Consider the following 21,517-nt stretch of genomic DNA (forward strand, 5'->3'; position numbering starts at 1 on the left):
CCGTAAGGTTATTATTTCAATTTCACTTATGTATTGTAAAGCATGGGAGTTCGAGTCTCCCCGTGGTCACTTCACATATTTCAATTCTACTCAGGTACGATTAGAAGACCCTTCTTGTTTACTAAAACCTAACTGTCTGAGATTTCAATTCCACTCAGTTTTACCCGTTTCAGGAAGAAGACGAGTTGGCGGATACACCGACCGAACTTCGGGTCAGGCTGTCGATTATCATTAATAAGGAACTGGTCTTTGAACTAGCTCGGTTGGGGCCGGAGGTAAAGGTGTTATCTCCGCAACGGCTGATCGACGACCTCAACCAGTTTCACCATCAGGCGTATCAGCAGTATTGTCTTTGAAGAAACCAGCCGGGTAACGACCCTCTTCTAGCGTACTCGTCAAGTAACGTCTCCACTGACCGCCATAAAAATTGAGCCGATGACAACGATGCCACCGGCTCAACGTATACACAAAATCGTTACTCATTCAACACGCAGACAAAGCTCAGTACGGCTGTCCGGTGCTGGCACTGGTGTGCTTACATACCTTCTTTCTGGGAAGCGTTCAGGGGCGTCAGTTTCAGGCTGGAAATAGCTATTCCCTGCGCCGATTTGATCGACAGTTGGGTCATATCCGATTCCGGAAAAAAGATTTCTGTCATCACGGTTAGTCCTCCGTCGGCAAACAGTTCGACCGAGGCCACATCCGATAGTAACGTCATGGACAGATTGGCGTCCGCCGATAGCCGAGGGGCCGTGTGCCGTTTGCCAAACCCTTTTTCAAAGTCTATTTTTCCCGATTTGGAGCGGTCAATGTAGTACGCGTTGGCTTTTTTGTCGTAACCTACCACTAGTTCGTTACCCTGCTTGTTGGCGAGTACCACCGAGAAATCAGCCGTGGCCGGAGCCGTCAGTTCTAGCTTGAAAAGAGAGGTTTCCTTTTTGGTTTTGGCCGTCAGATCGTACGAATCCTTGACAGTCAGGCTTTTCAGCGAAACGCCCGGTTCGTCCAGACCGTTCAGTTCTTTTATCGGCGTAGACGTCAAATACAGTTCGTTACCGACTGCTTTCAGGCCCATCTCGCGCGGAACGGTCGTAGCCCCACGCCAGGGGCTGGTGGGTACTTTATCCGCATACTGCCAGTTGTTCATCCAGCCCATCAGAACCGTCCGGTTGCCCGTATTCGAGAAGGTTACCCCCGCGTAGTTGTCGGGTCCGAAATCCATCCATTTCGTTTCCTTCGAATACGCTTTAAACGCTTTTCCGTCAAAATCGCCCAGAAAATACTGCGTAGCCGAACCGCCATTTGGCCCGCCGGGATTGATGTTTACGATCAGTACCCAGACGGTCTTGCCGTTGTGCGTGAGTGGAAACAAATCCGGGCATTCCCAGACGCCCCCGTGCGCGCCCGCGTCACTCCCGAAATCGCTTTCTTTCGACCAGCTTTTCAGGTCCGGCGATGAAAAGAACGTGATCCGATCTTTGGTAGCCAGCGTCATGATCCATTTCTTCCCGGCTTCGTACCACCGCACTTTGGGGTCCCGAAAATCAGTAATGCCGGGGTTACTCAGGACCGGATTTCCAGCGTATTTCGTCCAGGTCTTCCCTTCGTCGAGGCTGTAGGCCAGACTCTGCGACTCCACCTGCTCCGGCTTCTGCTTTTCGAGTTTGGGATTGTGGTGCGTGAAAATAGCGACCAGTGGTGTTTGTCCGTTCTTCCCAAATCCGGTGGTATTGTTTATATCAACAACGGCGCTCCCCGAAAAGATATATCCCAGACTGTCGGGATAGAGCGCAACGGGCTGCTCCTGCCAGTGGACCATATCCTTACTGGTGGCGTGGACCCAGTGCATCGGCCCCCAGACCGAGCTTTCGGGGTAATACTGGCAGAACAGGTGATAAACGCCTTTGTAGTAGACCATCCCGTTCGGATCGTTGATCCAGTGGGCTTTGGGCGAAAAATGAAACCGGGGCCGGTGGGTCTGGGCCAATACCGTTGACCCGGCAAACGTCAGCAGGGTGACGAGGATGGATAAGAGGCTGTTTTTCATAGACTGTTGGGTTAGCCGGAGCGGGTGGCCGACGCTATGCCGTTCCACCCGCTCCGTTCGTTGATTACCTTAAAATCCGGGATTCTGCTGGTAAAGACCTTTCGTAAAGGTAATTTCCCGTTGCGGAATAGGCAGGTATTCGTCCCGGCCCGCCGTAAATTTAGCGCCACTTAGGTGCGACCGGCGGGTTTTTTCCTTGGTGATGTATGCGTTCAGCGTTTCGGCGGCAATTCCCCAGCGTACCAGATCAAAGAAGCGGGGGCTTTCGGTAGCGAACTCCAGACGACGTTCGAACTGTAAAGCCTTCCGGGCGTATGCCTGCGTCCAGTTGGCCGAATCGTAGGGCTTGATCAGGTACTTGGATGGATCAGTGCCATCGGCTTTCTTGGTGCGGCCTGTGCTGGCAGCGGCCCGCGCCCGTATCTTGTTGATCAGCGGTAGCGCCAGAGCCTGTTGCCCCAGTTCGATGTACGCTTCGGCCTGCCAGAGCAGCACGTCACTGTACCGGATGATGTCGATATTTTTCGAAACACCCATAAACGGACCCTGCTTTTTGTACGACGAACTGGTTGCCAGTTGCTGTGATTTCATGGTTTGGTAGAATCCGTATACGCCCGGATCGCGCACCCAACTGTTGCTGAACGGTGAAGCCGAATTGTACTTGTACGGGTGGCCATCGATGCCAATCGTGTGATCGACGCGCGGATCGACCGTAGCCGTTTTGAAATCGATCACAGCGTCGTTGAACGTATCGAACTTAGGCAATCCGTTGGCATCCGTTCCGAAGGCGTTGGCCAGGTTCTGGCTGGGCTGGTGGAAACCGCAGCAACCGTATTGCGGAGCACCGTGGGGGTAGTTCAGCCCATCCTCAAAATTAAGCCGTCCCAGCGTCGTTCCGTCGTTGATGGAATACTGCACCGCAAAGACCGACTCGACACCGTTGTCGTATTCGGGCAGGAAATTCTCGGCGAAATCCGATTGCAGATTGTATTTACCCGAACTAATCACCTGCTGGGTCAGGTCAACCACTTGCTGCAACTTTGTTTTGTTGATGCTGACAACCTTGTGGGTTTCGTCCTGCTCATACGCCTGATAAAGCCGCAACTTGGCTAGATAAGCAGCCGCCGACAGTTTGTTCGCCCGACCCACCTGCGATTGCGAAGCGGGCAGGTTCGTTACCGCGTACTGAAAATCTTCGGCGATCTTATCCCACAGCTGGTCGTTGGTGTACTTCCGGTTCGACGTAGCCAGAATCTGATCGTTCGTCAGCGTTTCGTCAATGTAAGGCACGTACTTGAACAGCATTTTCAGCATGAAATGGGCGTGACCGCGCAGAAACCGCAGTTCGGCCAGACGCGTGGTTTTCAACGCAAAACTCGATTCCGTCAGGTTGCTGATCGACCGGATGGCTACGTTAGCCCGCGAAATGGCTTTGTAGTAGTTTTCCCAGGTGTACGGGTGATAAAACCCGCCACCCTGCTGCGGCTGCGTCAGGTTATGCTGCTCGTAGAAGTTGATGTCTTCCAGATCGGACACGCCACCGCCACCTTTGTACGCATCGTCGGACCGGACGCTGCCGTACACCCACATGCTGGCGATGGGACCAATCATTTCGCCGTTACCCAACGAGGCATAAGCGGCTGTTACGAGAGCGTCGGCATTGTCGGCGCTTTTTATATTTTCGGACGAAAGCGTTCCCTGCGGCTGGTAATCCAGGAATTCTTTGCAGGATGAAAACAAACCGCCACCGGCCATCAGAAGCAATGAAACCAGAACTTTATTTTTCATGATCGTAAGTCTTGGGCTTAGAAGGAAACATTTAAACCGAACGTGAGGGTACGCGGCACGGGAACCGTATTGATGTCGATCCGTTCGGGGTCAGGTCCCAGGTAATTCTTGTTTTTCAGCCAGAACACGTTCTCGGCCATCGCGTACAACCGCAGGCTTGCCATACCCAGCTTGCCTACCATATCCCGTGGAAAAGTGTAGCCCAGCTGGACGTTCCGCAGTTTGAAATAAGCGGTGCTGACGTTAAAATAATCCGACGACCGGGTTTCGTTGTTGCCATCCGACAACGTGAGCGCCGGAATGCGGGACGACGTGTTCTGCGGTGTCCAGGCATTGAATACGCCCGGTCCTACGTTTTCGCGACCACGAATAAAGTTGTTGTAGAACGTGTAGGGATCGAAACCGGTCCGGCTGGCTATGCCCGATCCGAAGATCGAAAAATCGAAGTTTTTGTAGCCCAGTTCAGCGCGAACACCGTACTCAAGACCGGGCAGCGTCGTTCCGAAAAATTCCTGGTCCAGCGCGTCGATTTTGCCATCACCGTTGAGGTCCCGGTACTTGATGCGCCCCGGAGCAGCACCTACCTGCTGAGCGTGCCGGTTTACGTCTTCCTGATTCTGAAACAAACCATCGGTCCGGTAGCCGAACAAATCGAATTGCGAGTGACCGATGATTGTCGTCACGGCGTTTCCGGCGAAGGCTGACCGCACTTCGTCAGGCAATACGGTAATCTTATCCCGGAAGCGGGCAAAGTTGGCCGATATGTTATACCGGAAATCGCCTTTGGGTTTCCCGTAATACGTCAGCAATAGTTCAAATCCTTTGTTGGTCTTCGTCGCGCCGTTCACGAATTTCAGCTGGCCCTCACCCACCGCTGCTGCTACAGGTGGCTGAATGAGAATATCTTTGGTTTCGCGGGTGAAGTAGTCAAACGAACCAACCAGGCTACCGTTCAGGAATCCGAAATCAAGTCCTACGTTTAATTCGTCGGTCGTTTCCCAGCGCAGAGCCGGGTTGGCTCCCTGCGTTTGCACGAAACCCGATGGCAACGTGCCGCTGTTCGTACCGTTCAGGTCATAAGCCGTTCCCACGTTCCAGTACTGATCGAAAAAGCTGTTATGGCCATTGGGCACCTGCGAAGCCAGCGTACCGTAGCGGGGTTCGAACAAGCCAAAGCGGGCCAGATCCCCAATGTCCTGATTACCGATCCGGCCCACGCCCGCCCGTAGTTTCAGGTTGCTGATGGCCTTCACGTTCTGCATGAACGCTTCCTTATCGATCCGCCAGCCGACCGAAGCCGCCGGGAAAAAGCCGTACCGATTGTCGGTACCGAACCGGGACGAACCATCCCGACGAAGCGTAAGCGCAGCCAGATAGCGGTCGCCAAAACCGTAGTCGATCCGGGCAAACTGCGATAACAACCGGCTTCCGGTCGATGTACCCGTGCTGCTGGCATTACCCGAAGCGGCACTCAGGACAAAGTAATCTTCGCTCTGCACGGCAAAATTCTCGCGGTACGATACGACGTTATCCAGGTTGTCCTTAATGGATTCAACCCCCGCCAGTACGTTGAACCGGTGCTGACCTACATCGAAATTGTACCGTAGCGTGTTGGTCCAAGTCAGGCTTAGGAACTGGTTGGTGCTAAGCGTCAAACTGTTGAGCGACCGGGCAATAAAGCCATTCTGGAACGATTGTTCGATGTTTTTGTTGGAGAAACCCGCATTGTCCATCCCCAGCGACGACCGGAACACCAGCCCCCGGACCGGTTCGATCTCGGTGAAAATATTTCCGAATGCAAATGTCCGGCGGACTTTGTCCCAGCGGTTGATGTATTGCATAAACACCGGGTTGTTGCGGTCCGAATAACCCGACCCGATAGGACCCGCGTAGTCACCCGTTGTGGTGTAGACCGGAATGGTTGGCGCCAGCGTCACGGCCAGGCCAGGTGTTGGTGCTCCGCCGAGGTCTGTGGTGACGGGCGTTTCGCGGGAGGCCGTTAATTGCAGATTGACCCCGAACTTCACCCGGTTGTCGGCCAGGCTTGTCATCCCATTTACGCGTCCCGTGATCCGGTTGTAGTCGGTAAACCGAACCATACCTTTGGTATTGAGGTAGCTCAGGTTGACCAGAATCGACGAGCTTTTGGTCCCGCCCGAAATCGTCAGGTCGTTGTTCGTGATGAAGCCGGTCTGGTAAAGTTCTTTTTGCCAGTCGGTGTTGCCCGCCGGTACGTTCTGGTTACCGCCAACGTAAGGCTGCACCGTTACGTTGTTCAATACGGGATTGCTGAAATTCTTGTTCCAGTCGAAGTTGTAAATTTCACCGTAGGCCGAAGAAGGGTCGGCTCCGTCATTGACTGATGCCTGCCAAAGCGCCCGTCCCCGATCAACGGCGTTCAGCATTTTGAAACGCTCTGGTTTTTCGGACTGGGCCGAGATACTGGTGTTGAACTGAACATTTAGTTTTCCGTCGGTATTGTATCCATTTTTGGTGGTTACGATAATCACCCCGTTCGACGCCCGCGATCCGTAAATGGACGCTGATGACGCATCTTTCAGGACCTGAATGGACTGAATGGCGGTGGAATTAAGACTTTGGAAAACGAAGGGCCGCTTGGTCGGTACGCCGTCGATAATGTACAGCGGATCGTTGTTACCGAGGGTGTTGGCACCCCGGATCAGCACCCGGCTGGACTCGCCGGATGGCGTACCCGATTTCTCGACGTACAAACCCGGTACCCGTCCCTGCAAGGCCTGCATGGGGTTCCCCGAGCTGGTCGCTTTCGTAGCCGCTACGTCTACAATCGCCACCGCACCCGTCAGATCCTGACGGCGGGCCGTGGTGTAACCCAGCACGACCACTTCGGCCAGTTGACCACCTTCGGCCAGCGAAACCGTCACGGTATTCGTATTCACAACCGACACCGTCTGGGTAGCGTAGCCGATAAAGGAAACGGTAACCCCAGTGGCACTCTGCGGCACAGCAATCGAAAACTTTCCGGCAACATCGGCCACCGTTCCGGTCGTCGTTCCAGGAATGATGATGCTGGCACCGGGAAGTGGCTCGTTGGTTTTCGAATCGAAGACAGTCCCGGTAACCGTGCGTTGCTGGGCGAGTGCCAACGTGGCTGTCAGCAACAGGGCAATCAGCGTAAACAGGTAATTTTTACACATGTTGTTGTTGGGTTTAAGAAAAGGTGAAATGGTGAATTACGTTGGTCAGATCACTTCAGACCGCAGGATTTTATCCACGATGGTTTCCGCCGTGAACGTAGGCGTTGCGCCCCGTTGCGTCGCAACATACGCGCCGGTTGCACAGGCAAATTCAAGGGTGTTTTTCGGCGATTCGCCCTGTAGCGTTTTGTACAGAAAGGCAGCCAGGAACGCGTCACCACTCCCGATTGTATCAGCTACGTCGATCGAAAAACCGACCTGACTATACAGGCCCGTTTCGTCCAGCAATACCGCGCCGTTCTCGCCCAGCGTCACGCAAAGGATTTCGAGTGCATAGCGATCGCGCAATTGATGCATAGCCCGGTGCAGATCGTTTTCTTCGCCGTACCAGGCCGATAGTTCAATTAGTTCGTGCTCGTTCAGCTTGGCGATGTCGGCCTGATGCAGCAGTTCTTCGACCGTTTCGCGTTCGTAGTGCGGAGCGCGCAGGTTTACGTCGAACACCTTCCGGCGGGCAACAGCCAGCAGCGCCAGTAAAGTCTCGTGCGTCATGGGGCTGCGTGCCGCCAGGCTACCGTACACGAACAGATCGCTATTCTGAACGGCGTCGATCAGGTTGGGCTCGAGGTGAATGTAATCCCAGGCGACGGGCTGGACGATCTTATACGTTACCTCATTCGTATCCGAAATATTGGCTTTGGCAACACCCGTTAAGTGCGTCTGACCGATCTGAACCAGATCGAGCGGGAGCCCTTTCTGATCCAGAAATTGAATCAACTCGCGACCCAGATCGTCGGTACCTACCCGGCTGATAATCTGCGCGTTGATGCCAAAATTCCGCAGATCAGCGGCTACATTCATGGGGGCTCCCCCCGCTTGTTTACTCGTTGGCAGTACGTCCCAGAGCGTTTCTCCGAAACAGGTTATGGTTTGTGTCATGATCAGAGTCGTTTAATGGGCGAAGACCGTTCTTTCGATTTGCTCCAGACTGGTTCCTTTGGTTTCGGGCATGAGCCGCAGCACGAATACGAGTTGCAGCACCATCATGAACGCGAAGAACAGGAAGGTAGTCCCCCCGCCGATCTGCTCAGCCAGGTACGGGAAGGTGAAGGTGATGATCGCGGCCATCAGCCAGTGTGTAAAACTGCCTAGCGCCTGCCCACTGGCGCGGACTTCATTCGGGAAAATTTCGGAGATAAATACCCAGATGACCGCTCCCTGCGAGAAACCAAAGAAGGCGATGTAAACGAAGAGCAGCAGCGGTACTGTCATGCCGAAGTCCTGGGTGTAGAAGGCCCGCGCCACGAGTCCCAGCGTGATGATAAGCCCTACGGAACCGATTTTCATCAGCGTCCGACGACCGTAGCGATCAATCAGATTGAGCGAAATCAAGGTAAAAATAAGGTTGACCAGCCCGATACCCGCCGATGACAACAGGGCCGAACTTTTGCCCAGACCGGTCATTTCGAAAATACGGGGGGCGTAATAGATGATGGCGTTGATGCCCGATACCTGATTGAACACCGCAAACAAAACGGCCAGCGTGATTGGGGTACGGTATTTGGCCGTAAACAGCCGGGCATTCTGAGGCTGGTCGGCGTGTTGTTGCAGTGCCTGTAGCGTTTCTTCGGCGGTTGCCGGATCAATCATATAAAGTACATCGCGCGCTTCGGCCACCCGCCCCTCGACCAGCAGCAGCCAGCGGGGACTTTCGGGAATATTCAGAACGGCAATCAGGAAAATGAGCGACGGAAACGCCTGTACGCCCAGCATCCAACGCCACGGCTCGCTACCCATATCGCCCAGCAAATAGTTGGACAGGTAAGCGATCAGGATACCCAGTACGACGTTGAACTGGAAAAGGGCTACCAGCCGACCACGCGATTTAGCGGGCGAAATTTCAGTAATATACATCGGAGCGGCCACCGACGAAGCGCCGACGCCCAGCCCACCCAGAAACCGGAAGATCAGGAAAATGGTCCAGTTAGGGGCTAGTGCCGTACCGACCGAAGCCAGCAGATACAGGATTGCAATACCCAATAAAGTTTTCTTCCGCCCGAAGCGCTGCGTCGGGATACCGCCCAACATCGAACCCAGCACCGTGCCAACGAGCGCAATCGAAACCGTCAAACCGTGTTCCCACACATTCAGCCCCCACAACGATTGCAACGATTGCTCGACACCGGAGATGACGGCCGTGTCGAAGCCGAAAAGAAAGCCGCCCAAAGCAGCCGTAATGGACCAAAAGAAAATGCGTTGTTTCTGACTCATGTTTACCCGCATGAACTGGTTTCGTTGGCAGTTCATGGGTCAAACTTAGCAGATGAGTCACGGAAGCACGCTCCGATATTTGTTCAAATAGATTCGAAATTAGTTCAAATACATACTCACTGTAAATCAGCTATTTATCTAATCAATCAGACTAATGCCTTTCAGTATTGTTACAAGGATTTTCGATTTTGATACCGCCGAAATTATACCGCGTCTGCTCTACTCTCGCCTATTTGATCGGCTACGCGTTCACCTGCGACCGGCGGTACTCGGAAGGGGTCTTACCCGTATGCTGTTTGAAGAAGGTTGTGAAATACGTGGGGGAGCTGAAGCCGGTCTGCTCGGCAATTTCCGACATCGTTTTCGCACTGTCGCGCAACAGTTGCTTGGCTTTTTTCAGCCGGATTTCGGTTAGATAATCCATTACATTCTTGTCGAGCAGCGCCTGCACTTTGCGGTACAGCTGCACGCGCGAAACGCCCATCTCGCGACTTAGTTTCTCGACACCGAACGTCGAATCACCGATATTTTTTTCGATCAGGGCCGTCAGATCATTCAGGAATTTACGGTCCTGCTTATTCTCCCCCGACGGCAGCGAATCGGTCGCGAAACGTTGCTGCTGTTTCCGGCGGTTCGCCAGCGTAGTGCGGAGCGTTTCCAGCAGGTAGGTCGAATTAAACGGTTTGGTCAGGTAAAGGTCGGCCCCGGCGCGGGTACCTTCGATCTGCTGTTCCATCTGGTTCTTGGCCGTCAGCAGCACCACCGGAATATGGGACGTTCGCCAGTCGGTTTTAATACGCTGCGTCAGTTGCATCCCGTCCATGCCGGGCAGCATGATATCGCTCAGAATAAGGTCGGGAATCGTTTCCAGAATACGCTCCCAGCCCGCTTCGGCAGTGGTTTCGGCAATGACATCAAATTCGGCGCCCAGCCGATTCACCAGAAACGTGCGTAGATCGTCGTTATCCTCGATAATTAGCAGCGTTCCGGCAGAGCGGCCAGCCGACAGCGGCATTGGCGGTTCTTCGGTGGCTACCTCCGCTTCGATAAACGGGCGATACCGACTCACAAGGCCTGTACGCTCGGTCTCATCCAGGTGTTCGCTACCTATGGGCAGCAGGATGGTAAACGTCGTACCCCGGCCTTTTTCCGAAACAACGTCAATATCACCCCTGTGCAGTTGAATAAACTCCTGCGACATGGCCAGGCCGATGCCTTTCGCCAAGTTAAACGGCTGGCTACCGCTGTAGAACAAGTCAAACGCATGGTGCTTTTCGTCCGGGGTCATCCCCTCCCCGTTGTCAATCACCTGAATGCGCGCTTGCCCGGCGACCACGTCGATGCAGACGTGAATTAGCCCACCCTTTGGTGTGTACTTGAAGGCGTTGGACAGCAGGTTGAACAGCACCTTATCAAGTTTTTCAGTATCGATCCAGACAGGCAGTTTTGGGTAGCTCGTCAGCAGTTGCAAATCAATGCGCTGCCGCTCGGCCTTCCGCTGAAAATCGCCGATGATATCCCGCACGAAAGCAATCAAATCCTGTTCAGATGCCTGCAATCGCTGCTTACCCGCATCCGTTTTGCGTAGGTCCAGCATCTGATCCACCAGTCTCAGCAGCCGGTAGGCATTTTTCTGTACCAACGACAAATTGTTACGCAGTTCGTGCCCCCCTACGTTTTTCTTCGCCAGTAGATCTTCCGTCGGGATCAGGATCAGGCTGAGGGGCGTGTTAAATTCGTGAGAAATGTAGGAGTAGAAACGCAGCTTTTCTTCCGTAGCCTGCCGGGCCTGCTGCGACATCGCTTCGATCTGATTTTTCTGGTTCCGAATCTCTTCGTTCTGCTTTTCCAGGGTCAGGTAAGCCGCCTGTTTGGAGCGGAACAGATACAGGGCCCAGCCCCCAAGCAACAGAACCACGATCAGGCAGGCAAACGTAATGTACAGGGTGTTCTGCTGCGAGGTGTACGTTTTGGTCAGGTTTTCAAGGTTCCGGTTCTGCCGGTCAATATCGGTCTGCTGTTCGATCACCTTCTCGTTCTGAAGTTTCATGATGCGAACATTCGTTGAATCAACCAGCGTGGTCAGTAGGCGGTTTTCGCGCCGAAAAGGTTGCTTTTCCAGAATCGCGAGGGCGGTGCGAATAGCTTCCTTACCGCCGGTCGGATACAGCACGGTAGCGTCCAGAATGCCCCGATCCACCAGATCGATACCTTCATTTTTTCCGGGTAAGCCATCAACGCCGATAATCTTGATCCGCTGGCCGATCCCCAGTTGCTGACAAACCTGGTGCGCTTTGAGCGCCGTACGGTCATTTTGGGCGAAAATAAGCTGTACGTTGGGCGTCTTCTGAATCAACTGCGTCAGTTCGTCCGCAAACGAGCGCCGATCCCAATCCCCTTCCAGTTTCTTGATTAATCGCAGGCCCGGATGCGCTTTCAGAATCTGGGAAAAACCCCGGTGCCGGTCGATATCCGCCGACGATCCCGGCGACTCGCCAATCTCGATGACGTTACCGCTTCCTTTCAGCAGGGCATTGGCGTACTGACCGGCTGTTCGGCCTACTTCCACGTTATCAGCTCCTACATAGGCCGTATACTGATCCGAAGCCGTGCGTCGGTCCAGCACAATGACGGGAATACCCAGTTGGTAAGCTCGCTCGACAACGGGAGTAATGGGCTGGGCGGCATTAGGCGATACAATGAGCAGGTCTACCCGCTGGTCAAGCAATTCCTGAATCTGCCGGATCTGCGTATTACTTTGTCCCTGAGCATCTTTGACAATGAACTCAACATCCGGATGAAACGAAAGCTCCTGGTTCATGCTCGCCAGCATGGATTTGCGCCAGGTATCGGTAAGCGTGCGTTGGGAAAACCCAATTCGAAACCGTTTGTCCGAAGACTGACAGCCCCAATTTAGCTGGAGAAAAAAAAGAACCGCACTGACTAGCACAGCCCATGTTACTTGCCGGAAAGCCAGAAGCCAAAAGTTCGATTGATTCATGAAAACAGGGAGCCCTACACGCAATGTATCTCAAATATACTATAGAATATACACAATCCATAATTGGATAAGTTCTATAATAAAGTCGAGGTGACGCAATTGTTTTTTCCATTCGTCACAGACAAAGGTATTCGAAAGGAACAGTATATGCGCGTTTTAACCGCTACGGCTTCGATCCCATCCAGGTTAGACTAGCCTGAACGGACACGGTGTCGGAACGAGGTAAGTATCCTGGATTGAGATGGTCAAAATCCGAGACTGTCACCTAATAATCAAAAGGTGAGCCTTATGCATTACGTTAACTAAAACAGTCTTGGGGTGTCTGATCGGCCCACGCTTATTTAGAGGCCGATCCCTAATCATCCACACCATGAGTAATCTTGTTGCTGTTCTTCGGTTTCTATTTTGTGTCTGTACTCTTAGCTTTTGCCTCTGGTTCTGGTGGGACGAATGGCAGAGGCACCGAACCAAACGGGAGCTTCAACGCCAGCAGAAAGCGTATAGATGCGGTATGCTCGTTGCCAGCAAGTACACCCTTTACACAGGAAAACTGCCTTCTTCCGAGTTTATGTACTACGTGCGTGAGATCGGCTACTGTAATGATCCAACCCAGGACGCCATTCGTGAGCTGATCCATCAGACCGACTCAATCTTTGCTGCCGGCTGGACTCACCAGCCGGAGCTAATCACCCTTGATAACTAGTACATCTGTCCGCTCTATATATTCACCCAAGGTAGCCTAGGTTCGTTCGAACCCCATACTTAACATTTAATAGGTTATGCCAGTTAAAGACTTGGTTTACTAATTCAGCCAAGTCATCATGAGCCAAGAGTCAGAGAATTTAAAAGTGATTTTTTACCAGCCAGCCGCTGAAGGCGAACGGGGTACTATCGTGGCGGATGGCTATTTTAGCTTTGTACCGACCTTTAAAGCGGGCGATGCGATCAACATCACCCTGAGCAAGCCTAATGCCGCTGACCCCGTCGTTCATGACCCGATTGGCCACAAAACGCACCACGTCCAGGCTACCGACTGGGTGATCATGATCGACGAGAATTCGAAGCAGGCCGTCGCTACGCTGATTGTTTCAGTGTCGTCCATTGAACCGACAGCAACATCAACTGATTATCCCAGTATTGTGGCAACCCATTAAAAAGGCTTATGGCGTTCGGCTACTGGCGTTCGCCATAGCAGTAGCAGAGACCGTCGGGAGCTACGACAAAAAAAACCTTCCAACTGACATCACCGTGTTGTTGGAAGGTAAATTGAGGCCGGTCAATAAGCAATCCGTTGGTCTTCAGCTCGGTAAATGCTTTGGCTACGTCGTCAACCTCAAAGAAACAACCATCCTGCGCGGGGTCACCGCCGTTTTCGGCCAGACCAATTAAAATTCCATCCCTGGTTAGGGTAGCCGACTTGTGTGGCATGTCGGTTCGTTCTGCAAGCCGAAATCCAAGCGTTTCTTCGTAAAAAGGAAGGGCAGATTCAAGGTCACTTACCGGCAAATTCAGGCTATCCTGCTGATAAGGCCAGACTTGTTTGATCACTGCTTTTGATTGATCCATTGGTTTTTGGCGAATACGCGTTACGGACAATCCCACCTGGATTGCCACTCGACAGAGGCAATCTACGCACTGCTCAACGTAACCTTTTTACGTCGTGTATTCTCTGGACAGAAAATTTGTTCAGCAATTCGCTACATCTACCCTTGTCAACACGCGTACGGAAGAAATAAACACCACTGAACCACTTCTCGTGATACGCCAATTAATTACTTTGCCAAGAAACTTCACTCGATTGTGCTAACTTTCAGCATCATAGCAACTCGCTATATGGATTGATCGCACCACTATGAGAGCTATTCGACTTTCGCGCAGCTATCTAAAACCTACTACTGGTGTAGCGGTTATGCTGGTTGTGTTTTTGTTTTCGGAGTTGGTTAGCTGGCTAGCATCGTACCCAATCAATTTGCTCAAAATGCAACAGGTGGGTGGTGTTTTACCTTACCTGTGGCTCGTACTGCGTAGCTTACTTATTCCTGAAGTAATGACAGCCCTCATCGTTGTATGGCTGCTCAATCAGGCCCATCGCTGGTTTGGGATTGAGCAGGTCGAGAGCAACTGGCGGTCTATCCTTGGCTACAAGTTGATTTTTTTGCCTGTTCTAGCCCTGTCTTTTATCTTCTTTAATCCGGTTACCGAGACGGTTCGTTTTCTTCTGGAAGGCTACCCTCGCTATTCACTTAGCACTTTCTGGAACGTATACCTGGCAGGAACATTCAGCTGGCCAATCTACATTCGGTATTTGGCCCTCGTTCTGGTCGTTGGCTATGCTTTACTTACTATTTCTTTGCTAGGCGATCTGCATCGTCAAACCAGTTTGTCGCCAACGCGCTAGGGCTGTCACTACAATATGCCCGTTACTAACTGTGTAACCAGTAAACTGGTCAGCGTCTTTTTCCCCGAATAAACTGAAAAGGACGTTGTCCGCAAATTTCCAGAAAGTTAGTACTGAACGTAGCCAGACTCTCGTAGCCCACATCCATAGCTAACTGCGACACGTTTTCGCTACCCATTTCGATCAACTCCAGGGCTCTGATCACCCGGGCTATTTTGCAGTAGCTCGAAAAGGAAATACCCAGTTGTTGCGTAAATAGTCGGCTGAGCGTGCGCACCGAAAACCCAAACTCACGGGCTAACTCCCCAAAATTGATTTGTTCGGACAAATGCCCCTGTACGTATTTAAGAACGGATTCTAGTCTGGCGTGAGTAGTCGAAGGCAGATAGACCGGTACAGCTTTTTCAATTTCAGCCGGTAATAAATCCAGGATTGCCCGCAAGAACGTAGTGACCTGTGAATCGTCCTGTTGCTCCTGGCTCCATTTTTCGGTGTGCCGAATCATTTCGCGCAGTAGAACGGTGATGGGAAATACGGAAATTAGATCGGTCAGCGGTTCTTCGTTACGGGCTACCGGGAAGCACAGTGACCGCATGTGCAGCTGCGGACTATCCGACCAGATTTCGTGATGGGTATGAACGGGAATCCAGACGCCATACCCACTGGGAATAAGTATCTGCTTGCCCTGACCGTTCAGATGAATGCACCCCTGCTCGGCGTAGACCAATTGGCCCCACGCGTGCCCATGCCAGTCGGAGTGAAAACAGCCTAGCTGTTGATGAAAAATAACGAAAGACGTGCGGGTCGGGTCGATAAGCGATGCACAGCTTATCTGTTGTCTAGTCATGGCCGATACGAATAAAAAGTAGTCCTTTCTGCGTAATTTTTCCAATATAGCACCCGGTAGCTTTGCGAACAGGTTCACCAGTCTATTTTTTCCATGATCTCGCATCCCAACCTCGACCTTGTCCACCGCTTTTTCCAGGCCTACGCAACCAACGATCAGGCGACCATCGAAACCATTCTGTCACCGGCTATCCAATGGCATATTCCCGGCGACCATCCTCTGAGTGGCACCAAAACCGGTATTGCTGCCGTGATGGCTTATTTTGCGCAACTGGGCAAGGCGGCTTTTCAGGCCAGTCCGATTGTTATGGGCGTCAACGATCAGTATGTGATTGATTGTCACCAGAACTGGAGTTCACTGGACGGCGTGGTCAATCTTAAGACGATGTCCTGCCTTCTCTGGAAGATCGAAGACGGAAAAATTACAGAGGTCTACAATTTCCCGGAAGACCAGCACAAGGTAGACACGTTTTTCCGAAGGGTTTACGGTATTGAAAGCCAGAGATGAGCTCTGACCAACAGCTTATCTTGAAAGACAAGAAGCACGGTGAGCTCTACCGTGCTTCTTGTAAGGAGTATTATGCTTCAAATCCCGCAACTGTTTTCCTACCGGTGAGCCCGGCACAGGTAAAGCGAATGGTTAACGATTGGCGTTCCAGACCAGGATCGTGCAGCCGCTGGGACTACTTGCCTGATGTTCGGTACCGACCGGGTAGTATAAATACGAACCGGGCCCAAACGACTTCCCTCCTTCTACCTGAGGGTCTACGTACACTCCCTCCACAACAAATACCTCATCGGGTACGGAGTGGCCGTGAACGGGGTATTGCTTGCCGGCACCTATACGAATCAATACGCGCTTTTCGCCCGGCTGCGCGCGCAATTGCCATTTTTCGACTCCTTCACTAACAAACTGCCAGTCGGGTGTGGAGCCATCTTTAGTTTCGATTAATAACATGTTGGTAGGTACGTGACAAGACGAACGTCGGTGATCTAAATCGCATCGGAGCAACATAGCTTGATACATACAAGTTCTGCGGAACGAAAATTCAGATCGAAACTACAGAACTCAGTGGCCTGGTTTGGATCAGGAACCGACGTTACAACTAGGTTTCACGAATCAACAGAAGCACCCATTTTGATAAAGGACAGCCTTCACATGGCTCAGAAGCCAGCATCAATAGCGCATAAAAAAAGCGCCCGACTCAGTTAAGTCGGACGCTTTTACGTTACCGTTTAATCACTTTATCGGGGTTCATCTCCAAACTTCTCGTTACGACCCGTCTTGTCAGCCGCCCCGGTGATGGCCCCTTTTGCCATCTCGAAAAGCTTAACCATCTTGCCTCCTGGCCGATCCCAGTATTCACCGGCATGAGTGGTCACTTTCAGCAAAGCGATATTCGGATCATCTTTGCCGTTAGGAAACCAGGTTTTCAGAAAATCACTCCATAATTCGTTTATTTTCGCCTGGTCTTTGACTACCTCGGCATAGCCTGAAGTCGATACGTAAACCTCGGAACCCGGATCCGAAAAGCCAAGGGCGATTCGCTCATTATTGCGGATCTCGGCCACTTTATTAGAGTTGTCGTAAGTAAAAAACCACATGGTACCGTCCTCATCCATTTGGTGCGTAGCCATGGGCCGGGCATGAAAATCGCCGTCTACCTCCTGGGTGGTAAGCATAGCGATGCGGATATCCTTGATCTTGTCCCGAAGCTTATCGAGCTCCATGGCGTTCAGCGTGTGTTGAGCTTGCATAGAATTGCAGATTTATGTTGTCTTACCCTAAGCCGCTGTTTATAAAGCAGGTTTAGCCGATAGAGATAAATCCCCATAAACTGAGCCAACGGGTTCGCTCACCAGAAGATCCGCATTCTGGTAATGCATGGCGTTTTCGGTTATGCCTATCTCAGAGATGACTGACGGTGACATAAGGCGAGCCAACGAGCCTTCTCAAGTTAACGCTTGTTTAATTTTAGATAACCGAACGTGTTGTTTCTTGCAGTCAGCATCAGAAACGTCTAATGAAAACAGTGCTTGCTTACTGGGACACAGAAAACAATGACGGTCATGCGTATGCCTCGTGTCCGGATTGCCATAAAGAAATGTGTTTACCCGATCAAAGCTTTAAAGCGGTAGAGGCTTACACACCGATAGCGAACTACAATCAGTCGGTATACTGTCCAACGTGTAAGATAGAATTCACGGTTTCCCAGGTGCTGCTTTGACGGTTAACGCACTGAAAGCAGGGAGTTACCATATTTATTTCCCTGAGCAGCCGCGTATTGTTTGAACAAAGCGGTTTCGGTTAAGATGATGCAACCGTACAGATCCACCTTTAAGCCCAGGCTACTCGCTTGAGTCTTAAAGGTGGACATCCGTAGACTGATACTCGTTGCTATCAAAGTAACTTAACGGCCCGATGAGGAATAGGAACGGCTGCGGGTCGTTTTGCTGGTCGTTTTTACTTTTCTACCGTTGCTTTTCGAGCCACCCTGACTCATTGAACTACCCTTGCTCGACGGCGAGACAGTACCGCCCGTTGAACCGTTTTGAGCAGGCGTAGAGCCCGCTGTGGTGTTACCCGTGTTGCTGCTACCCGAGGCCGTAGATTGTGCCTGACCTTTTACGGTCGCTATTACTAATAAAGCACCCAGAATGATTCCCTTTTTCATGCGCTTGTCTAGGATTAATGTTTTCAAGTAGCCTAACTAGCCGGAACCTAAAATGGACTAACTAATCGAGTGAGTGGGTTTGTGTCTATAAGTTAGTTGCTTTGATAAGGATCACCCATGCGTCCAGTATGCTAGTTGGCTAAGCGATATAGCTCCATTTCCTATTAACTGTCCGACTAATTAATCATTGTTCTTTTCGATCCTGTTGCCGCTTAGCAGTCCTTATACGTCGTCAGACCGTTCAGGAGAGTCAATAAACAATTGTTTCCTTTGGTCACTTTAATCTGTTACAATGTCGTACGTCGGCTGCCGGTTATCCTGTGTTCTTACAACAACCAAGACTACTTAGCCAAGCGGTAAGCGAAAAGGCAGAGCGGGGTTATTCTCCCGGCAAATTCTGAAAAGCGATCAAGCCAAACAAAGTAAAAAAGTACTGATCCAGTCAACTGATGAAAACAAAACGAATTGAAGAGCTACTTGACGAAGTAAAAAGTCTGCGCAAAAAGGTGAAGAAGTCCGCTCAGGCTCAGGCCAAAGTAGAGGATAAGCTGGCTCAGGTCGAAATCTTGGTAAAAGCTCTCTACCACCAGGTAAAGGACGAACAGGATCAAAGCGGCAAAGAAGGCAAACCAGGCAAGAAGTCCAAGAAAAATAAGCTGGACGATGCGAGTGCACAGGAACTCGCTCAGATAGCGAATGAGACCGAGGAGAAGACGGCCCAACTGTAGAGTAACGCCACAACGTCCAGCCACTCATCATGAAGCTGGACGTTGTCATTAAGTCCCCAACAAGTTTACCTAGTAGAAAGCATTGGCCCGTAAACACAACGCTCCTCCATTGGCGCTAAGGCAGCGGTCGTTTCGATACATAAATAACCGCTGGCATTGTATCGGTGCAGCAGTAAAAATTGTTTTTCTCCGCTTGGTAGATCCCCCCCGAAGCCGCTACGTAAAGACGGTTCTGGGAATCAAGGTGTAAATTGATCAACTGATGGTTGAACGGAAAGCGGACGGTGTACTCACCCGACGCATCCTGTTTCTTGATCTCGGATGGATTAACATAAGCGGTGGTTGAACCGGGAGCAGTTGGCGTACTATGCGACTGAATCGTGTAAACGGTGCCTGTACCGGATTGAACCCAGCCGATTGGTTTGATATCGTCCAGGTATTGTTTGTAATGCTGCAAATAGTACTGCCAGGTTTTTCCATAATCAGCCGAAAAGTAAAGTGCATCCCAGGCCCCCAACAGAACTCCCTGCTGATTGAATTTGTTCGTGTGTAAGGCAAAAGTGGTATCATTTCGGACCAACAATCCCGGTATTCTCCCCTGAAAATCTTTTGACTCCTTCCATGTTTTTCCCCGATCCGTCGAAAAATACGCCTTCGTCCAGGTCGTTACCAGCAGTGTTTTGTCGATATCGCCAGCAATGGCATACGCTTCCCGGCCAGTAGGAATTTCCAGTTTGATCCAGTCAGGATCTTCAGCCGTAACGGCGGGGCTAACAACTTGCGTGTCATTTTGCACACAGGAGAGAACCGTTATCAAAGCAACGACAAACAGGAATACTTTTTTCATGGCGGTTGCGTATTAATAAAAACAGGAATCAATTGACCAACAGCTTACGTGCTGTGAGGTATACGCTAAAACACTAGTAAAGACTAGATTATACCCAACTGCTACAGTAAAGTAAACGAAATCGGTAGGCTGGTTTGCACGTTAACAGGCTTCCCCTTGAGTTGACCCGGTGTCCAATCGGGCATTGCTTTGACAACGCGCATTGCTTCCTCATCGCAGCCCCCGCCAACACTTTGTTTGATTTGTACGTCAGCAATATGACCATCACTTGTTACCACAAACCCGACTACTACAGTGCCTTGTAGGTTAGCGCGTTGCGCCTGGGCGGGATAACGCAGATTTTTCATCAAATAATCGGCCAGTCCGGCTTGTCCACCCTGCGGAGTTGGTGGTTGATCCACTACGGTATACACATCGCCAACCCCTGACGGATTTTCGGGGGAGACTTCTTTTTTACACATGCTGAACAACAGTATAAACAGCAAAGGCAGCAGTTGTTGACAAAGGCGTTGTTGACATGCAGGGAAGGTATTCATACGAACAGCTGTTAACCTACATGACAAGCAGACTTTCGTGATCTAACTACTCACTGGCTGTATTATCATACTGTTAACTAATTCGAAGTAGCGCGCTGTGTGCGTATAAGAATACTGATTGATACAACCAAATACTGGATGACTAGCTCACTGATTGAGTTTGCCGTACTTGTTGTTATATGCCTTACCGGCTTTGGGCCAGGTTAATTTCAAGGCTGACCAAATGTTGTTTACGCGTAGACATTTGCTTTCAACAAAGCCGTAGTCATAGGCTATTTTAATCACGGTTGGTAGCGCCAGATCAGTTCCTTTCTGACCACCCTTGGGCCACGAAACCCAGATCGTGCCTGTCGGCTTTAACTGATTCTTTACCGCTGGGAGTTGCTTGTGCAGCTCAAGCTGACTGACGACAAACAGGTGTATGTAATCAAAATCGCCAATAAGTTCGGTTTCGAGCTGAAGACCAGAAGGATCAATGGCTTGAACTGCATCGGCAGGAGCATTGATCAATATAGCCCGGTCGCCTTGATGGAGGCCCATCTTCATCGATACTGATTTTATCATGAGTAGCACGCGGTTTATGAATAAGCATCTTTATCGAATAAGTAGCCGCTATTTACCAATTTCAGCAATTAAAGTAACTGATTATTAACGCCTTATTGATCTGTTAAGACTAAATTGCTAGCATACCCTCTGTATTTTTTGATTCTTTCAACGCTGTGCTTAGTCCTCGATGGCTTCGATACCCAGTCGCTTGAGTTCTTCGAGACGATCCTTCATCGCTTTAAGCTGCTCAGGGGGATGTCCTTGCCAATCCTTAACCTCACCGATGACCCGAAGCGGATTCTGCGAGCGGTAGGACTTTGTTGGATTTCCCGGATATTTCTTGTCCGTCAGGTTGGGGTCATCTTCAATCAAGCCGGTGGGCTCCACACGATAAATTCTACCGCTTCCCTTGCCCAAGGCAAGTTCAGCCCCCCAAATTGCCGCATCCAGTGTAGCGGTCAGGTAAACATAAGATGCAACCTTCCGTTTTCCATAGTTTGACTTAAATCCGGGGCCAATCAAGTCTCCGGGTTTTAGATCAGCTTTGGTACCGTGGTAGAATCGCTGTAAGCTAAGGCTATGATCAGGTGCTGCGGACCGACCTTCTCTTTCGTTTGTTTCCATAAATCCAAACTGTTAAAACTTCATAAATAGCAGA

At 51.1% G+C, this 21,517-nt stretch carries 22 protein-coding genes; 6 read left to right on the forward strand and 16 right to left on the reverse strand.

Features of this window, described 5'->3' with window-relative positions; genetic code table 11:
- The first annotated feature begins 185 nt into the window (after positions 1-185).
- The gene (locus tag LQ777_RS15100; RefSeq protein WP_232558761.1) at positions 186-356 is read left to right on the forward strand and encodes a WCX domain-containing protein; all 171 of its coding nucleotides are present in this window, start codon (positions 186-188) and stop codon (positions 354-356) included.
- Positions 357-535: 179 nt separating this feature from the next.
- Here the strand turns inward: LQ777_RS15100 and LQ777_RS15105 are convergent, their stop codons facing one another.
- From LQ777_RS15105 to LQ777_RS15130, 6 genes are all read right to left on the reverse strand, one after another.
- Positions 536-2,047, reverse strand: coding sequence for a glycoside hydrolase family 32 protein (locus LQ777_RS15105; RefSeq protein WP_232558762.1), 1,512 nt, complete (start codon positions 2,045-2,047; stop codon positions 536-538).
- A 69-nt stretch (positions 2,048-2,116) separates the two neighbouring features.
- The gene (locus LQ777_RS15110) at positions 2,117-3,835 is read right to left on the reverse strand and encodes a RagB/SusD family nutrient uptake outer membrane protein (protein WP_232558763.1); all 1,719 of its coding nucleotides are present in this window, start codon (positions 3,833-3,835) and stop codon (positions 2,117-2,119) included.
- Between the two features lie 17 nt (positions 3,836-3,852).
- A complete protein-coding gene (locus tag LQ777_RS15115) occupies positions 3,853-7,011 on the reverse strand; it encodes a SusC/RagA family TonB-linked outer membrane protein (RefSeq protein ID WP_232558764.1) in 3,159 nt (1,052 codons plus the stop codon).
- A 45-nt stretch (positions 7,012-7,056) separates the two neighbouring features.
- Complete coding sequence (locus LQ777_RS15120) at positions 7,057-7,950, reverse strand: carbohydrate kinase family protein (protein ID WP_232558765.1); 894 nt, start codon at positions 7,948-7,950, stop codon at positions 7,057-7,059.
- A gap of 12 nt (positions 7,951-7,962) precedes the next feature.
- Complete coding sequence (locus tag LQ777_RS15125; protein ID WP_232562858.1) at positions 7,963-9,282, reverse strand: sugar porter family MFS transporter; 1,320 nt, start codon at positions 9,280-9,282, stop codon at positions 7,963-7,965.
- Positions 9,283-9,523: 241 nt separating this feature from the next.
- Positions 9,524-12,283, reverse strand: a complete 2,760-nt coding sequence (locus LQ777_RS15130; protein WP_232558766.1) for a substrate-binding domain-containing protein — start codon at positions 12,281-12,283, stop codon at positions 9,524-9,526.
- A 370-nt stretch (positions 12,284-12,653) separates the two neighbouring features.
- Here LQ777_RS15130 and LQ777_RS15135 point away from each other — a divergent pair, with 370 nt between their 5' ends.
- Both LQ777_RS15135 and LQ777_RS15140 read left to right on the forward strand, forming a co-directional pair.
- Positions 12,654-12,986, forward strand: a complete 333-nt coding sequence (locus LQ777_RS15135; RefSeq protein ID WP_232558767.1) for a hypothetical protein — start codon at positions 12,654-12,656, stop codon at positions 12,984-12,986.
- A gap of 118 nt (positions 12,987-13,104) precedes the next feature.
- Positions 13,105-13,437 carry a hypothetical protein gene (locus LQ777_RS15140; protein WP_232558768.1) on the forward strand — a complete coding sequence of 111 codons (333 nt, stop codon included), beginning with the start codon at positions 13,105-13,107 and terminating at the stop codon, positions 13,435-13,437.
- Positions 13,438-13,456: 19 nt separating this feature from the next.
- Here LQ777_RS15140 and LQ777_RS15145 read toward each other — a convergent pair whose 3' ends face one another.
- The gene (locus LQ777_RS15145) at positions 13,457-13,849 is read right to left on the reverse strand and encodes a VOC family protein (RefSeq protein WP_232558769.1); all 393 of its coding nucleotides are present in this window, start codon (positions 13,847-13,849) and stop codon (positions 13,457-13,459) included.
- A gap of 286 nt (positions 13,850-14,135) precedes the next feature.
- Between LQ777_RS15145 and LQ777_RS15150 the strand changes: the two genes are divergently transcribed.
- Entirely contained in the window at positions 14,136-14,681 is a 546-nt protein-coding gene (locus LQ777_RS15150; RefSeq protein ID WP_232558770.1) for a hypothetical protein, read from the forward strand.
- Between the two features lie 49 nt (positions 14,682-14,730).
- On the opposite strand, the gene LQ777_RS15155 is transcribed toward LQ777_RS15150, so the two are convergent.
- A complete protein-coding gene (locus tag LQ777_RS15155; RefSeq protein ID WP_232558771.1) occupies positions 14,731-15,528 on the reverse strand; it encodes a helix-turn-helix domain-containing protein in 798 nt (265 codons plus the stop codon).
- Between the two features lie 93 nt (positions 15,529-15,621).
- Here LQ777_RS15155 and LQ777_RS15160 point away from each other — a divergent pair, with 93 nt between their 5' ends.
- Positions 15,622-16,035 carry a nuclear transport factor 2 family protein gene (locus tag LQ777_RS15160; RefSeq protein WP_232558772.1) on the forward strand — a complete coding sequence of 138 codons (414 nt, stop codon included), beginning with the start codon at positions 15,622-15,624 and terminating at the stop codon, positions 16,033-16,035.
- A 132-nt stretch (positions 16,036-16,167) separates the two neighbouring features.
- Here the strand turns inward: LQ777_RS15160 and LQ777_RS15165 are convergent, their stop codons facing one another.
- The 4 genes from LQ777_RS15165 to LQ777_RS15180 all read right to left on the reverse strand — a co-directional run bounded on the left by LQ777_RS15165 (position 16,168) and on the right by LQ777_RS15180 (position 18,202).
- The gene (locus tag LQ777_RS15165) at positions 16,168-16,485 is read right to left on the reverse strand and encodes a cupin domain-containing protein (RefSeq protein WP_232558773.1); all 318 of its coding nucleotides are present in this window, start codon (positions 16,483-16,485) and stop codon (positions 16,168-16,170) included.
- 287 nt (positions 16,486-16,772) lie between these two features.
- Entirely contained in the window at positions 16,773-17,285 is a 513-nt protein-coding gene (locus tag LQ777_RS15170; RefSeq protein WP_232558774.1) for a pyridoxamine 5'-phosphate oxidase family protein, read from the reverse strand.
- 473 nt (positions 17,286-17,758) lie between these two features.
- Positions 17,759-17,905: a hypothetical protein gene (locus LQ777_RS15175; RefSeq protein WP_232558775.1), complete on the reverse strand. Its 147-nt coding sequence runs from the start codon at positions 17,903-17,905 to the stop codon at positions 17,759-17,761.
- A 33-nt stretch (positions 17,906-17,938) separates the two neighbouring features.
- The gene (locus tag LQ777_RS15180; protein ID WP_232558776.1) at positions 17,939-18,202 is read right to left on the reverse strand and encodes a hypothetical protein; all 264 of its coding nucleotides are present in this window, start codon (positions 18,200-18,202) and stop codon (positions 17,939-17,941) included.
- Between the two features lie 449 nt (positions 18,203-18,651).
- Between LQ777_RS15180 and LQ777_RS15185 the strand changes: the two genes are divergently transcribed.
- Positions 18,652-18,930 carry a hypothetical protein gene (locus LQ777_RS15185; RefSeq protein ID WP_232558777.1) on the forward strand — a complete coding sequence of 93 codons (279 nt, stop codon included), beginning with the start codon at positions 18,652-18,654 and terminating at the stop codon, positions 18,928-18,930.
- A 115-nt stretch (positions 18,931-19,045) separates the two neighbouring features.
- On the opposite strand, the gene LQ777_RS15190 is transcribed toward LQ777_RS15185, so the two are convergent.
- The 4 genes from LQ777_RS15190 to arr form a co-directional block, all read right to left on the reverse strand.
- Positions 19,046-19,777 carry a hypothetical protein gene (locus tag LQ777_RS15190; protein ID WP_232558778.1) on the reverse strand — a complete coding sequence of 244 codons (732 nt, stop codon included), beginning with the start codon at positions 19,775-19,777 and terminating at the stop codon, positions 19,046-19,048.
- A 101-nt stretch (positions 19,778-19,878) separates the two neighbouring features.
- Positions 19,879-20,313 (reverse strand): energy transducer TonB, encoded by a 435-nt coding sequence (locus LQ777_RS15195; RefSeq protein ID WP_232558779.1) that lies wholly within the window; start codon positions 20,311-20,313, stop codon positions 19,879-19,881.
- Positions 20,314-20,460: 147 nt separating this feature from the next.
- The gene (locus LQ777_RS15200) at positions 20,461-20,877 is read right to left on the reverse strand and encodes a hypothetical protein (protein ID WP_232558780.1); all 417 of its coding nucleotides are present in this window, start codon (positions 20,875-20,877) and stop codon (positions 20,461-20,463) included.
- Positions 20,878-21,036: 159 nt separating this feature from the next.
- Complete coding sequence (gene arr, locus LQ777_RS15205; RefSeq protein ID WP_232558781.1) at positions 21,037-21,483, reverse strand: NAD(+)--rifampin ADP-ribosyltransferase; 447 nt, start codon at positions 21,481-21,483, stop codon at positions 21,037-21,039.
- Positions 21,484-21,517 lie beyond the last annotated feature (34 nt).

This window comes from Spirosoma oryzicola (assembly GCF_021233055.1).
GTDB classification, from domain to species: domain Bacteria; phylum Bacteroidota; class Bacteroidia; order Cytophagales; family Spirosomataceae; genus Spirosoma; species Spirosoma oryzicola.